14 protein-coding genes and 1 other RNA gene are annotated in these 14,976 nt (G+C 53.9%); 2 read left to right on the top strand and 13 right to left on the bottom strand.

What is annotated here, in order from left to right; translation table 11 throughout:
- Positions 1–60: 60 nt before the first annotated feature.
- On the bottom strand, positions 61–732 hold the full coding sequence (locus FRY98_RS09780; RefSeq protein WP_225038943.1) for a hypothetical protein: 672 nt from the start codon (positions 730–732) through the stop codon (positions 61–63).
- Entirely contained in the window at positions 716–1,375 is a 660-nt protein-coding gene (locus tag FRY98_RS09775; RefSeq protein WP_148451572.1) for a TerC family protein, read from the bottom strand. Before FRY98_RS09775 ends, FRY98_RS09780 begins: the two co-directional genes overlap by 17 nt.
- 138 nt (positions 1,376–1,513) lie before the next feature.
- On the opposite strand from FRY98_RS09775, the gene FRY98_RS09770 reads away from it, so the two are divergent.
- Complete coding sequence (locus FRY98_RS09770) at positions 1,514–2,218, top strand: TerC family protein (RefSeq protein ID WP_148451571.1); 705 nt, start codon at positions 1,514–1,516, stop codon at positions 2,216–2,218.
- A 97-nt stretch (positions 2,219–2,315) separates the two neighbouring features.
- Here FRY98_RS09770 and thiI read toward each other — a convergent pair whose 3' ends face one another.
- The 6 genes from thiI to FRY98_RS09740 all read right to left on the bottom strand — a co-directional run bounded on the left by thiI (position 2,316) and on the right by FRY98_RS09740 (position 7,270).
- Positions 2,316–3,554, bottom strand: a complete 1,239-nt coding sequence (gene thiI, locus FRY98_RS09765; protein ID WP_148452638.1) for a tRNA uracil 4-sulfurtransferase ThiI — start codon at positions 3,552–3,554, stop codon at positions 2,316–2,318.
- Positions 3,554–4,708: a cysteine desulfurase family protein gene (locus tag FRY98_RS09760; protein WP_148451570.1), complete on the bottom strand. Its 1,155-nt coding sequence runs from the start codon at positions 4,706–4,708 to the stop codon at positions 3,554–3,556. Before FRY98_RS09760 ends, thiI begins: the two co-directional genes overlap by 1 nt.
- Positions 4,709–4,830: 122 nt before the next feature.
- Positions 4,831–5,577 (bottom strand): lytic transglycosylase domain-containing protein, encoded by a 747-nt coding sequence (locus FRY98_RS09755; protein ID WP_148451569.1) that lies wholly within the window; start codon positions 5,575–5,577, stop codon positions 4,831–4,833.
- A 155-nt stretch (positions 5,578–5,732) separates the two neighbouring features.
- Positions 5,733–6,155, bottom strand: coding sequence for a hypothetical protein (locus tag FRY98_RS29430; protein ID WP_373317700.1), 423 nt, complete (start codon positions 6,153–6,155; stop codon positions 5,733–5,735).
- Between the two features lie 265 nt (positions 6,156–6,420).
- Complete coding sequence (locus FRY98_RS09745) at positions 6,421–6,648, bottom strand: DUF1540 domain-containing protein (protein ID WP_148451568.1); 228 nt, start codon at positions 6,646–6,648, stop codon at positions 6,421–6,423.
- A gap of 127 nt (positions 6,649–6,775) precedes the next feature.
- Positions 6,776–7,270, bottom strand: a complete 495-nt coding sequence (locus tag FRY98_RS09740) for a YpuI family protein (protein ID WP_148451567.1) — start codon at positions 7,268–7,270, stop codon at positions 6,776–6,778.
- A gap of 184 nt (positions 7,271–7,454) precedes the next feature.
- Here FRY98_RS09740 and FRY98_RS09735 point away from each other — a divergent pair, with 184 nt between their 5' ends.
- Positions 7,455–9,335, top strand: coding sequence for a S8 family peptidase (locus FRY98_RS09735; RefSeq protein WP_148451566.1), 1,881 nt, complete (start codon positions 7,455–7,457; stop codon positions 9,333–9,335).
- Between the two features lie 79 nt (positions 9,336–9,414).
- Here the strand turns inward: FRY98_RS09735 and rnpB are convergent.
- The 5 genes from rnpB to dnaG all read right to left on the bottom strand — a co-directional run bounded on the left by rnpB (position 9,415) and on the right by dnaG (position 14,936).
- An RNA gene (rnpB, locus tag FRY98_RS09730) (RNase P RNA component class A) lies at positions 9,415–9,819 on the bottom strand.
- Between the two features lie 63 nt (positions 9,820–9,882).
- Entirely contained in the window at positions 9,883–10,998 is a 1,116-nt protein-coding gene (locus FRY98_RS09725) for a Nif3-like dinuclear metal center hexameric protein (protein ID WP_148451565.1), read from the bottom strand.
- Positions 10,974–11,735, bottom strand: coding sequence for a tRNA (adenine(22)-N(1))-methyltransferase (locus tag FRY98_RS09720; RefSeq protein WP_148451564.1), 762 nt, complete (start codon positions 11,733–11,735; stop codon positions 10,974–10,976). Before FRY98_RS09720 ends, FRY98_RS09725 begins: the two co-directional genes overlap by 25 nt.
- Positions 11,736–11,936: 201 nt before the next feature.
- Positions 11,937–13,070: an RNA polymerase sigma factor RpoD gene (rpoD, locus tag FRY98_RS09715; RefSeq protein ID WP_148451563.1), complete on the bottom strand. Its 1,134-nt coding sequence runs from the start codon at positions 13,068–13,070 to the stop codon at positions 11,937–11,939.
- 42 nt (positions 13,071–13,112) lie between these two features.
- Positions 13,113–14,936 carry a DNA primase gene (dnaG, locus tag FRY98_RS09710; RefSeq protein WP_148451562.1) on the bottom strand — a complete coding sequence of 608 codons (1,824 nt, stop codon included), beginning with the start codon at positions 14,934–14,936 and terminating at the stop codon, positions 13,113–13,115.
- Between the last annotated feature and the right edge of the window lie 40 nt (positions 14,937–14,976).

The following is a 14,976-nucleotide window of genomic DNA, read 5'->3' as shown; positions in this document are numbered from 1 at the left end:
TGGACATATCCCTTATATTATACGCAAAATCATGAAAATTTCAAGAACTTCTCTGCGGTATTACCAATTGCGCCGGGTTTTGCCACGGGCGGCGATCAGCCAGGTTCCGACGGCGATCAAGACGATGGCCACCACATAGATCAGCGCCAGCGAGAACAGTGTAAATCCGAAGCAGATGACGGACACGGCCGCTAAGATGACGGCTGCGAGCAAAACGCCGCTTTGACGCATTTTGGAGAAATACTCATATTCATAGAGCCCGACCGCAATGCCGAGAATCAGTCCGGGCCAAGTGTACTTGAACGTATGCCAACCCCAGAAATTCGCAATGAAGAACAGAATACTGTAAACGACCAGTATTCCACCCGGCAGAAGCAGTTCGGAAGGCCCTTTCCGCCAAAAATGCCACAGATGAAAAATAATCCCCGGGACCAGCAGAATCAAAGGCCAAAGCGCCTTGCCCAAAAAGCTGAACACCCCGAGCTTTCCCAGCAGGATGACGATACCTGCGGCCAAAATCAGTATTCCCGTCGTGAGTTTGTTGTTATCGGACATCCCATCACACACCTTCCAGATGACAATGAAGGACAGGCCGCAGCAAATGTCGACTTCCTTCTCATTCCAGTTTATCACGAACAAAGCAAAAAAAACCACTCCGCCGCGCGGCGACGGAATGATTTTTTGCAGGCCGCCCGTCTGGACGACACATTTTGAATTACCCGCGATTGGCATTATATTTATGGGCCCAGCCGAACATAATAACGAGCGCGGCCAGCACAAACGGCAACAGATGCGCCAACGACGGCACGATCGTTTCAAGCAGGGCTCCCAGCTTGGGATCGTTAAGGAGCATTTCTCCAGCCGTATATCCCAAAATTCCCGCACCGGCGTAGGTCAGAATCGGCAAGCGCTGCAGCCATTCGGCAATCAGGTTGCTTCCCCAAACTACGATCGGAATGCTGATGCCGATACCGATCACCAGGATCGCCAGATCTCCCTCGGCAATCGCCGCGATGGCAAGAACATTGTCCAGGCTCATGATAAAATCGGCGGCCAAAATCGTTTGTACCGCACGCCATAACGTCCGAGCTTCCTTCACCCGGGTGTCCTCCGCATGCGGCATAAGAAGCTTAAATGCGATTCCGGCAAGCATCAGCCCCCCGGCCGCTTGGATGAAAGGAATCCGCAATATAATAACGGCGATCCAGGTTAGGAGACAACGCAGCAGCACCGCGCCGAGAGCTCCCCACCAGACCGCCTGCTTACGCTGCGCCGGCGGCAGGTCTTTGCTGGCCATGGCAATGACCAGCGCATTATCCCCGCTGAGCACCAGATTGATAATCAAAATCTCGGAAAGCAGAAGCAACTGTTCCACAAGACATCCCCCCTCTAAACATGTATGTCCCAAGGGGGCAAGCTATGCTGAACTTTTGTCGGCAATAAAAAATCTGGACAAATGAATCCTTTTGGTTAAATAATTCGTATATACGTGTGTAGAGGAAGTGACTTTTAAGTGGAATTATTCAGTCCAGCATTTTTTCTCGCTCTGGTCAACATCATATTCATCGATTTGATCCTGGCCGGAGACAACGCCATCGTCATCGGTATGGCGGCCCGTAAACTTCCGAAAAGCGTGCAGAAGAAGGCGATTCTATACGGTACCGGCGGTGCCGTTGTGCTTCGTATTCTGGCTACGCTGATCGTGGTATGGCTTTTGCAAATTCCGTGGCTTTTGGCGGTCGGCGGCCTTATGCTCATATTCATCGCGTACAAAGTGCTCGCCGATGACGGCGACCACGATTCCATCGAAGCCAAGGATTCGCTTTGGCCCGCCGTCCGTACGATCGTCATCGCCGACGCGGCGATGGGGCTCGATAATGTGATTGCCGTCGCCGGAGCATCCGGCCAACATATGATTCTCGTGGTGATCGGCTTGCTGATCAGCGTTCCGATCGTCATTTGGGGAAGCACCCTGTTTATCAAACTGTTGACCTTGTTTCCGTGGATCGCCTACGTTGGCGCCGGCGTTCTCGCGTACACCGCATCCCACATGATTACCGAAGAGCCGCATTTCCTGCACTTTTTTGAGGACAACCCTCTGCTGCGGTACCTGTTTATTGCCCTGGTCGTCGCTGGCGTTCTGTTGGCCGGCTATCTGAAGAAACAGAAGCAGCGCGGAGAGAAGAAGAAAGCCAAGTCTCACCCGGCAACCCGATAAGTAGCTGTCGGAAAAGAAAATCGCTCCCGAAGCCGAATCTAAATAAGTTGAACTAAAGAGTTCATCTTATATAGAAGGCTTCCGGGAGCTATTTTTTTTAGAACCATTTGTCGGGAACCGCGGCTCCCTCTTCTTGGTCGGACCTCCGCTTCACCTCTTCATGCGGCCGGATGACCAGCGTTTCCGTGCCCTTCACGGCAGCCTCCACCTGCTCGGCGAGCTCCGTTAGTCCCGCTTCGATCTTCTCCACAATCCGCAGATTCGGATTCGTCGAAGGGGACTTGGGAACGAAGAGGGTGCAGCAGTCTTCATACGGCAAAATCGACAGGTCATACGTCCCGATTTTTTTCGCCGTTTGTATGATATCCTCTTTGTCGTTCATCACCAGCGGACGAAGCAGCGGCAGATCGGTAGCCCGCCCGATGACATTCATGCTGGGCAGCGTTTGGCTGGCCACCTGGCCCAGACTGTCCCCCGTGACGAGCGCCAGCGCGCCGCTTTGTTCGGCGAGCCTGGTGGCGATCCGAAGCATGGATCTTCGCATCAGCGTGATGATCAAATTATCCTGCCCGGTTCTGGCCAGCGACGTTTGAATTTCCGTAAACGGAACGAGATGCAATTTGACCTGGCCGGCATACCGGGACAATACTTTCGCCAACTCGATCACTTTTTCCTCCGCTCTCTTGCTCGTAAACGGATAGCTGTGAAAATGCACGCATTCGATCTCAAGCCCGCGGCGCATCGCGGACCATCCCGCGACCGGGCTGTCGATCCCTCCGGAAAGCAGCAGCATCGCCTTGCCGTTGGTTCCCAGCGGGAAGCCGCCGGCTCCCGGAATCACTTCGGAGAAAATATAAGCCCCCTGCTCGCGAATCTCCACGCGCAGCTCCACTTCCGGGTGATGGACATCCACCTTAAGCTGCGGGGACGCCTGAAGGACAGGTCCCCCGATCAGCCGGTTCATTTCCTGCGACCCGTAAGGGAACGGCTTCCAGACACGCCGGGCGTTCACTTTGAACGGAATGGCCCGATCGGCGGGAAGCTCCCTCACAAAATCCTTTGCAGCAGCTATGATTTCCTCCAGCCGGGGAGGAGCGATCTTGACCGGGCTGATGGAGGTTACGCCAAATACCTGCTTCAGGGCTTCAATAATCTCCCTGGCCGGTTCCCCGTTTAACAGGACATAGATCCGGCCGAATTCCCTTAAAATTTCCACCGCGGGATACGGACGCAGCAAAGATTTTATATGCATCAGCGCCGCTTTTTCGAAGCGCATGCGGTTTTTTCCTTTTAGCGTTATTTCTCCGAAACGGAGCAATAGCATATCGTATGCGATCATGTTAGGTTCTCTCCCTTTAAATGACGGACCCGGCCTACCGCTTTGTTCAGCGCGGCAATCAGGTCCTGAATATCCGATTCGGTATGCTCGTCGCCCAGGCTGATCCGAATGCCCGAAAGGCAGATGTCCGGCAATTTCCCCATGGCCTGAAGGACCCGGCTCGGTTCGGCTTTCCTCGACGAGCATGCGGATTTCGTGGACACGAGAAAGCCCTCCTCTTCCAGCATATGCAGCAAAGCCTCCGCTTTCATGCCGGGATAGGAAAAATGCACGATGTGGGGCGCTCCCTCCGGGACCGAATTCAGCTTGAGCTCGGGTAGCCGCGAAATCCCCTCCATCAACGTGGCCCGCAAAAGCTTCAGCCTCTCCGATACCGTCTTTTCCGCTTCCTTCGCCATCCGAACCGCCTTGGCCATGCCGACGATATAAGGGATGTTCTCCGTCCCCGGACGAAGCCCCCCTTCCTGCCCTCCCCCCGTCAGCAGCGGGAAGAGCGAAACGTCTTCGCGGACATAAAGAAGGCCGATTCCCTTCGGCCCTCTTATTTTGTGCGCGGACAGACTATATAAATCAATGCCGCTCTCCTTAAGGTATAATGGCACCTTGCCGAATCCCTGAACGCCATCCACATGAAAAAGCACCCGGGGATACTTCTTCTTCAGCATTCTGCCGATTTCAGCGACCGGCTGCACGCACCCCGTCTCATTATTGACATGCATGACGGAAACCAGAACCGTATCCGTTCTGACGGCTTGCGCCACCTGCTCCTCCGTTACTTCCCCCGCCGCGTCCACTTCAAGGTAGGTTACCTCCCAGCCTTGCCGCTCCAGCTGCTTGAAGGATTCAAACACCGAGGGATGCTCCGTCATCGTCGTAATCAAGTGCTTTCCCCGGGTTATCCACTGTAGAGCGGCGCCTTTAACCGCTATGTTATTGCTTTCGGTCGCCCCGGAAGTAAACACGATCTCCCCGGCATGTACGCCCAAAGCCTCCGCGCAGACCTCTCTCGCCTTTTGCAGCAAACGCGCGCTGTCCTCGCCATATCGATGCAAAGAGGACGGATTTCCGTAATGGGCGGACATTACCTCGGTGATCGTATGGATGACCTCCTTATAGGGAGGCGTCGTTGCGGCGTTATCGAAATATTTCATGTGTCTATCCCCCCTGAAGCATGTCCCAAAGTTAAAAAGACCAAAAGGAAAAACGCATTTCCGGTTCCCGCGTTCTTCCTTCTGATCTTCTTTAGATAAGCCCGCTAAAAAAGACAAGCGGATTAAACTTCATATTTCGATCGGGCGGCCGCGATTTTGCCGATATAATTCTGCGTCTCCCGGGGAAGGAGATGCAGCTTGTCCATCAGCTCCGCGTCATTGGAAATTCCCAGTCTCTGCAGTCTCCCCGGCCCTGCGTTATACGCGGCCAGCGCCGTATTCTCGTTTCCGCCGAAGCGCTTGATTTGATTGGCCAAGTACCGCGTTCCCCCATCGATGTTCTGGACAGGGTCAAACGGATCACTGACGCCAAGCCCGGCGGCGGTTCCGTCCATCAACTGCATTAGTCCTTTGGCCCCTGCGGAAGAAACGGCTTTCGGGTTGAAAGAAGACTCCGTCTCGATCACCGCCTTGATCAAGCTTTCGGATACGCCGTACCTCCGGCTGGCCATGGCGATCAATTCGTCCAGATCCCCGACCGGTCGCGAGGTTCGATCCCCGGAGGACACCGAAGCCGGCTCGGCTGGTCCCATAACCTGCTCCACAGCCTGACTTCCGCTTCCAGGCAGCGTTTGCCAGAGCATTCCATCATAGCTGTCCCCATAAGCCAGAGCGGAAGCCGTCAAGCTTCCGGAGGCATCCTTCAGGGAGGACTCTCCCTCGGCCATCATCATCTCTTGCAGCAATATGTCAAACAAGGAGCCCTGGCTGTCCACCGTGGTTCCCTTTACCGAATTCCCCTGTAAATCCAACTCGCTTCTCGTTTGAAGCTGAATCAATTGTCCCATAGTCCGCGGATCGATTTGCATGTAACTAAACTCCTCTTCTACGATCAAAAGGTATTATGCCATATATTTTACACGGGAACCCGCCGCTTGACCACCTATTTTATCGGAATTTGCAAAAATTTCCCGAATCCCGAAAAGGCCGGCGTCTCTCGACGTCAGCCTTAACCGGAGCAAGTTTAGCGGGTAAACGGAATAAGAACGAAATAGCTCAATGTCGAAACAATCCCGAGCCCGATCGCCCAGGCCCCCGAGGTTTTATTACCCTGGCTGTAAGCGTAAAAGCCCATTACGGCAGCCAGCGGGCCCAAGATGATGGACCACATGAACAAGGAGGCGATCCCGAGCCCGACGCCCACATAACCTACGGTTTTGCCCGCCCCGGCCGTATCGGCCTGGGAGCGGTTTGCGGTTCCGACGCCCTTACCTTCCGTACGTTCCGACAACGTTTCGCGGTTCGCGGCGGTTCTCAGGGGCGCGACCTCGACGGCATACTCTTCTGTGTGTGTTTTTCTAGGATAATCCACACGTTGTTTTGAGGTTCCGACACCGTTACCTTTCGAACGTTCCGACAGGGTTTCGTGGTTCGCGGCGGTTCTCAGGGGCGCGACCTCGACGGCATACTCTTCCTTGTGCGTTTTTTTAGGATAATCCACACGTTGTTTTGAGGTTCCGACACCGTTATCTTTCGAACGTTCCGACAAGGTTTCGTGGTCCGCGGCGGTTCTCAATGGCGCAACCTCGACGGCATACTCTTCCTTGTTGGTTTTTCTGGGGAAATCCACACGCTTCTTTGTGGAAACGGAGCTTTTCCGCTTATCCTTAATTCGATCAGTCATCACAGCACCTCCTAAAATTAGGTAGCTCTTAAGATGATTTCGGCTTAAAGGTGTGACAGCAAGTTGCCGAGGACGAGGCGGCTTTGTCCCGATGATCGGTGTCGAAGGCTTCTCCGGCAAACTCGGCATCGTAATGAGCGCCGGCGTGCTGATCGATATCGATCATAATTAAATCCGCTTTACAAACGTTTTGTTCACCCCAGTAAGAACAATTGGACACGCTGCATTTAACAATGGGTTTATCCCCGTTTGGCATTATGATCACCTCACACTTCATTTTCCCCGGGTACAGGTTGGTCTATGCGGATCCCTGCCTGTTAAAATGCAACAAAAAAAGATGCCACAATCGGCATCTCTCGGCATCTTGGATAATGGTTTTGGAGTTATTTGCTCCGCATCCGGAGCTGTGTCAGATAATCGCTCTCATAGTACGTTAATTCATCGCGCAGTTCCTCGTATACTTTGGAGATCTCCATAATAACGTCCCGGGCCGCGCGTACCGGTTTCTTGCGGAATCGAATCGCGTCTTGACCGGTATAGGCATACCGCCCATCTTCGGAATAACTTTCATTTTTAGGATAAAAAAAGGCGTTGACACAATCGTGATAAACACGATAAAGCGTTTTTTCGGCGGATTCCGGATCAAACGTTCCCCGCCGCAGCACGATCCCCAGCTTCTCCTGCCACACCTCCGAGAAAACAAGCAAATGACGAAGATCGGCTAAAAACCCCCGATAAAAATGGACGGTTTCTTCATCCTGCCCCTCCGCCAGCTGTGGCAACGTCGTATGGTTTAGGAAGGTTTCCATTTGGCCGATTGCCGATTTCAATTGTTCTCTCGCTCTCGCGCATAGTTGCTGGATATTGGTTTGTGACATGGTTCCCATACTCCCTCTCCCCTGAGCCGTCAGGTATCGGCGCTTTATAGTTTGTCCCCGGAATCATCGTAACATAAAATCGATGAAAGCGGTATCCTTCCGCCAGGACCGAAGGAATAAAACACCCGGTTTTACCTCATTCTAATCCATAACAACGATGACGCCTACAAAGGAGGAACTTCTGATGAAATGGCAGCGATGGGCCGCTCTGGCTTTGGCGGGTGTAGCGGCCGTTGCCCTCTATAATCTGATTCCGGACACCTCTTCGCCCGTCCCCCCGCCCTCCGGGAAAGGAACTCCGGTGAAGGCGGCCGAGGAACACAAGCTAAAGAAAATGATGCTGCATCGCGACATGACGACAACGGAAAAATTGGCCCGACTGGATGCGAAACGGCATCTGAAGAGCATGGCGGAACAGTGGTCGGCCGTTTCCCAATCGAGCCGCATGCAGACCGCCCGGACCCTCCAACAAGACCATTTGCAGTTTCTCTCTCTCCGTTGGCGGTCGGGCGAACAGGAACAGGAAATGCGCGGCAAATCCTTCCGTCCGGGAAAACAAGACTTAAAGCAGATCGACGGATATCTGGGCTTCGCCCGTAAAGCGCTGCAAAAAGGCCGGGCTTACGAATCTCCCGCCTTCCCAAGCGGGAATCCCAAATATTTCGTCCTTGCCGAGCCTTCCGGAAAAACGGGGGAAGGGATTATCGCGGTAATGGACACGGGGATATTGCGTCGGGTGCAGGAACATCAGAACAAAAACCTGCGTTTGATTCCGTATCCGAAAGAAGGAAAATACAAGGTCGAATCCGTACATGCCGACAACTTGCGGGACATCACCGTAAAAACCGGTCACGATAACGAGAAAGCAAGCCATTATTACGAAAATGAAATCGTTGTGACGTTCGGGGAGACCCCTTCCGCACGGGACTTGAAAAAAATGCATGCCGACCTCCACTGCAAACCGGCACGGAACATCGGACGAACCTATATTTTTCGCTCCGAAACGATGAATGCGCAGCAGCTGCGAGACTATTTTCATAAACATTGGAAACCGAATTATGTGGAACCCCATTACCTGTACATGACGAATGAAAAAGGGACCGGCTTTGCGGATGAACAGTCTCCGGAAATCCCCAACGACCTGTTGTTTTCGGACTACCAATGGAACCTGCCCATCATCGAGACCAATCGGGGCTGGACACTGTCCAAGGGCAGCAACGACGTGATCGTCGGAGTAGTCGACACGGGCGTGGATCTGAAACATCCCGACCTTAAAGGTCGTCTGCTGGAAGGCTATAACGTCATCGCGCCGGACCAAGCGCCTTCGGACGATGTCGGACACGGAACCCACGTGTCGGGGATCATCTCCGCCAACGTGAACAACAACGAAGGGATCGCCGGCATGATGTGGGGAGGCAAAATACTCCCGGTGAAAGCCTTGGACAGCACCGGTTCCGGGACGACTTATTCCGTGGCGCAAGGGATTATTTGGGCCACGGATCACGGAGCGAAGGTGATTAATATGAGTCTTGGCAATTATGCCGACTCCCAGTTTCTTCATGAAGCGATTAAGTACGCCTTCGACCGGGATGTCGTCCTGATCGCGGCGACCGGGAACGATAACACGGAGCGTCCGGGGTATCCCGCCGCCTATCCGGAAGTGCTGTCCGTCTCGGCCACCGACTATCGGCAGCAGCGCGCCTCCTTCTCCAATTACGGCGACTACGTGGACGTGATGGCCCCGGGCGAAAGCATCGCCAGCACGTACCCCGACAACCAATACGCCGCCCTGTCCGGCACCTCCATGGCCAGCCCGCACGTATCGGCGCTGGCGGCTCTGATCCGCTCGATCAACCCGGAGCTGAAGAACACCGAGGTGATGGATATAATCCGCAGCAATGTCATCGATCTCGGGGATCCCGGGCACGACAAATACTTCGGATACGGACAGATCGATGTCTTCGCGGCGTTGGAGGCGGCGGGAGGCGGAAATGACGCCCCTCTGCAGTTCTGGCCGCAGTCGATGCAGCGTAAGGTGGACAACATTCTCAAACAAGGCAAGTAACAGAAAAGAGGCTGCCCTGAGCATATTTGCTCGGGACAGCCTCTTTGAACAATTGTAAAGGAAAAAACAAGGTTGCAGTGATGAAAGTTTGCCGTAAGCCGGGTTCTGTACTCTTTGCGGTAAAACGGGAACTACCCTCCCGCGTTGAGCGACAATCATCTATCTAGGCCGCACATTACTGGGCGGCTCCAGCGACCAACCCGGACGCGCCTCGGGCTAAGGCTGCTTCAGCAAAGAAGCTGCGTCCCATTAGGTCTTGCTCCAGGTGGGGTTTACCAGGAACGAAGTCACCAGCGTTCCTCGGGGTCTCTTACACCTCGGTTCCATCCTTGCCTGTGCACGCTTTGCAGCGGCCATCGGCGGTCCGTTTCTGTGGCACTATCCTTCGGCTCGCGCCGACTGGACGTTATCCAGCACCCTGCCCTATGGAGCCCGGACTTTCCTCCCGCGGCTTAAAGCCGCCGGCGATTGTCTGTCAAACTTTCGAAGGCAACACTTGATAGTATACAGGGAATGGAGCGGAATCACAAGTATGAAACGGCAGGAACTAAAGGAAAATAAAAGGCTCCGTTTCGACTTCGGACGCATGCACCGCCGTAGTGTATTTCTGCTCCGCAAGTTTTTCGCGCAGCCAGGAGGCGACCTTGGACTTCATGATTTTCTCCGCGTTATGCCCCGGGTCGATCAACGTCATACCGGCCATTTCCGCGTCCTGTGCCGTATGATAGTCGATATCCCCCGTGACGAGCACATCCGCTCCCCGGAACATCGCCGCCTTCCAATACCGTCCGCCCGAGCCGCCAAGCACCGCCGCTTTTTTGATCTGGCGGCTTAGATCGCCAACGACACGAACCTTCGGCACGTTCAGGTTCTCCTTCACCCGCTGCACAAATTGCTCCAACGTGACGGGCGTATCCAACGGACCGACTCTTCCGAGCCCGAAGGTCCGGCCTTTGAGATCCATCGGATATAAATCGTAAGCCACCTCTTCATAGGGATGGCTTTTGAGCATGGCCTGGATTACTTTGTTCCGGATGCTCTGCGGCACTATGGTTTCGATGCGGATTTCTTCCGCTCTCTCCATCTTTCCCTGCTCTCCGATATAAGGATCGGTCCCCTCGCCGGGCACGAAAGTGCCGTAACCTTCAATGTTAAAGCTGCAGTGGCTGTAATTGCCGATCGCCCCCGCTCCGGCGTTCAGGACGGCATCCAATACCCGTTTGTGGTGATCCTTCGGCACGAAAACGACGAGCTTGTACAAATGGTCGGTATGAATGTCCTCCACGGAGCCGCTGCTCCGGATCCCTAACGCTTCCGCCATCCAGTCGTTCATTCCGCCTTCAGTTACATCCAGATTGGTATGGGCTACGTAGACGGCAATGTCGTTTTTAATCAGCTTCTCGTAGACTTTCCCCATCGGCGTGTCGCTTTGCAGATTGGCGAGCGGACGGTAAATGATCGCATGATGGGCGATGATCAGATTGGCCCCTAGCCGGATCGCTTCATCCACCACCGCTTCATTTACGTCCAGCGCGGTGAGCACGCCGGTAATATCCTTCTGCAGACTCCCAAGCTGCAGACCGATTTTATCGCCCTCCATGGCGACATGTTTAGGAGCAAGCTGCTCCATGATCTGGATTACGGTTTGACCTTTGGCAAGCATGTCACGACCTCCTTAAGCTGATGAATCCGGCTTGTCAATTCCTCTGCTTTTTCCCGCGCCGACTCTTGTTTGGAAGCGGCGACGGACTTCCGTATCTTTTCGAGCTTGGCGATTTCCGAACGCCATTTGGCTTCCCATACTTCCTCTGGCGCCATGGTCAACCGAGGTCCCATTAACAGTTGAAGCTCTTCAGTGAGCGGTACGGAGCAGCCGGGAATAGTACGTTCCCGGTATAATGCTTCGTTTAGCTCGTTCGCATCCTCCGCATGCTCTGCCGTAAGGATTTCATAAACCTTTCCGTCTTCCTCCAGTATGGCTTCGTCGGTCAAATACCAGCCGTTCTGCACGAGCCACCGCCGAACGAGATCCTCCCCGACGTTCGGCTGGAGCACCAAGCGCGTGACCCCTGCCAACTTTTCCTTTCCCTGCGAGAGGATCGTAGCGATCAGCGCCCCGCCCATCCCGGCGATCGTAATGCAATCGACCTCGCCCGGCGCGATCACGGCCAGGCCGTCGCCTTTTCTCACAGAAATGCGCCCGGTTTCCCCGGCCTCGGCTACCTGTCGCCGGGCCGCATCGAGCGGACCCTCATTGACCTCTCCGGCTATGGCTGATAAGGCGATGCCGTTTTGCACGGCGTATACGGGCAGCAGAGCATGATCCGAGCCGATATCCGCCATCCTGCACCCGGCAGGGAGCCGATCGGCGATATGTTGTAATCTGGCCGAAAGTTTCATGAAGAAGCCTCCACATCCTTTTACCCTTTTTTGTGAACCGTCAGCTCCGGTCCGCCGCCCCGCTTGATTTGCAATGACACCGGAAAAGAGCTAAAATAAATAACAATAAATCATAAAGAAGGAAATAATTCCCGATCTCCGGTGCGCTCCGGCACCGAAAAAAAAGACCTTGCTGCTGGCTGCAGAAGGTCGGTTCCACGCTTATTCGAGAAAATCCTTCAGCCGTTTGCTGCGGCTCGGATGGCGCAATTTGCGGAGCGCTTTGGCTTCGATCTGGCGAATTCTTTCCCGCGTCACGCCGAATACTTTGCCTACTTCCTCCAGCGTTCTCGTGCGGCCGTCATCCAATCCGAAACGCAGGCGAAGCACATTCTCTTCCCGTTCGGTCAGCGTGTCAAGAACATCCTCCAATTGCTCCTTCAGAAGCTCGTATGCGGCGGCATCCGCCGGCGCCAAAGCTTCCTGGTCCTCAATAAAGTCGCCCAGATGGGAGTCGTCCTCTTCCCCGATCGGCGTTTCGAGCGACACCGGCTCTTGGGCAATCTTCATGATTTCCCGCACTTTCTCTACACTGAGATCCATCTCGGCGGCGATTTCTTCCGGTGTAGGTTCCCGCCCGAGTTCCTGCAGCAGTTGTCTCGATACGCGAATCAATTTGTTAATCGTTTCGACCATATGAACCGGAATCCGAATGGTTCTAGCCTGGTCGGCGATAGCCCGGGTAATGGCCTGGCGGATCCACCAGGTAGCGTAGGTACTGAACTTAAAGCCTTTTCTGTAGTCGAACTTCTCTACGGCTTTAATCAGACCCATATTCCCTTCCTGAATCAGGTCGAGGAACAACATGCCCCGGCCCACATAACGTTTGGCGATACTGACGACGAGCCGCAGGTTGGCCTCGGCCAGACGCCGTTTGGCCTCTTCATCGCCGTTCTCGATTCGCTTGGCCAACTCCAGTTCATCGTCCCCGGTTAGCAGGGGAACCCGGCCGATTTCCTTAAGATACATCCGTACCGGATCGTTGATTTTAATGCCGGGAGGCAATGTCAAATCGTCTTCAAAACCGAATTCGTCCCTGCTGGAATCCCGGCCTTCTTCATCGTGGCTCCGGTTGGTCAACTCCTCGTCGCTGTCGCCGGTAATGTCGATGCCCAAGTCCGCCAAATGTTCAAAAAACTCGTCCATTTGCTCCGGATCCTGTTCGAAGGGTGAGAGCTTCTCCATGATTTCTTTATACGTTAACGAAGACCTCTTTTTTCCTTGTTCAATCAGACGGTCCTTGACCTGATCGAGAGTTAGTTCCGTTTCTAGTTCAGTATGTTGATCATTCGTCATTCCTGGCTCCCTCCTCCCTAGAAACATCGAAAGTCCTTCCTTTTACTGTCTCTCTAGGGCTATAATCTCACTTGCAATTTGGGCCGCACGCAAAAAATCGCCGGCTTTCTCGGCCGCAACCATTTCTTCTTTTTTGCGCTTGATTTGTTGCTGGAGAGGTACTTTTTGAATCTCTCTTATACAATCATCGAGCTCCTGCGTGCTCCATTCCTGAGGCGTCTCCATCATGGCGATGGAAATGACGGTCTGCTCCAGCCGTTCATCCTGCAGCGATGAAATGAACCTGCTCGCATCCGGGGCTTTCCCCTGTGCATAATAGGCGTATAGATAAGCAGCGATCGCCGCATGATCTTCGATATTAAAATGGTCCCCGAGCCGTTCCCCGACATAACGGGCAACCTCGTCATCCTGAAGCATAAAGGAAAGCAGCCTTCGTTCCGCAACATGATAAGCGGGCAATAAAACCGGCATCGATGCCTGCCCCTTTTTATGCCTACCATTATTCCACCTTTTGGTCTTATTATCCCCGGGCGGGTTCTTTTTTTGCATCGCTTGGCGTAATTCGTTGCATTCCTGCTTCAAGCTGTCGAAGGAAACCTGTAGATCGGAGGACAATTCCTTTAAGTAAATCTCCCGCTCCGTAGGCGACGACAGAGGTGCGATCACTTCCAGCGCTTCCTTGATGTAGGCCACCTTTCCGTCTTCCTCTAGCAGTATATGGTTTTTTTTCAGATATATAAGCTTAAATTTGACGGATGAAACAGCCCCGTCCAGGATCCGATGCCTGAAACGCTCGCCGCCGTATTTCCGGATAAATTCGTCCGGATCCAGACCTTCGGGCAATAGGGCGATCTTCGTCATAAAGCCGATCGCTTCCAATATCGGGATGCTCTTCAAAGCCGCGGCTTGTCCGGCATTGTCCCCGTCATAGCACACGATCACCTCATCGGCCAGCCCCCTCATCATCGAGGCATGGCTCTCGGTCAAGGCCGTCCCCATCGTGGCTACCCCGTTGTGAACTCCCGCCTCCCAAGCGCTGATTACATCCCCGTATCCCTCAAAAAGAACAAATTGCCGGGTCTTCCGGATCTCCGACTTGGCCTGATGCAGATTGTACAGGGTCCTGCTTTTGCTGAACAATTTGCTTTCCGGGGAATTCAAGTACTTGGGTTGACCTTCCCCCAGAACACGCCCCGCGAAGCCGATCACTTTGCCGTTCCGATTATGCAGCGGAAAAATGATACGATCCCGAAAACGGTCGACGTAGCCGCTTCTGTCCTGCTTGGCGGAAATCAGACCGCCCTTCTCCATCGTTCCCAGATCAAAAGAACGCTTCTCCAAAAATTGAACCAGCGTATCCCAGCGCGCCGGCGCATAACCGATTTGGAACGTGTCGATGGCTTTGTCCGTAAAACCGCGATTCTTCAAGTACTCCATGGCGGGCTTTCCGTGCTCGGTATTCATCAGCAGAAAATGGTACAGCTTGGAGCTCCACTCATTGGCTTGCAGCTGTTGTTCCAGTTCAAGATTTCTAGGTGCCGCTCCTTGGCCTCCGCCCCCGAACTCAAACGGGATATGGGCTTCCTCGGCCATCATCCGGACTGCCTCCGGGAAGGTTAGACCTTCGATCTCCATACGGAACTTGATCGCGTTGCCGCCTTTGCCGCAGCCGTAACAATGAAAAATTTGTCGGTCGGGCGTCACCGTAAAGGAAGGGGTCTTCTCGGAGTGGAACGGACAGAGCCCCTTCATATATTTGCCCTGTTTAGTCAGATGAACGTGCTTGCCGACCGTATCGACGATATCGTGCTGCCGTAAGACCGCCTCGATGACTTCCTCCGGGATTGTGCCTCGTCCGGTATTCATCCAAACCACCTTCATCTTTCATAACACGTAAATAGTTATT

This window comes from Paenibacillus faecis (assembly GCF_008084145.1).
Classification (GTDB): domain Bacteria; phylum Bacillota; class Bacilli; order Paenibacillales; family Paenibacillaceae; genus Fontibacillus; species Fontibacillus faecis.
This window is presented reverse-complemented; position numbering and strand designations above follow the sequence as displayed.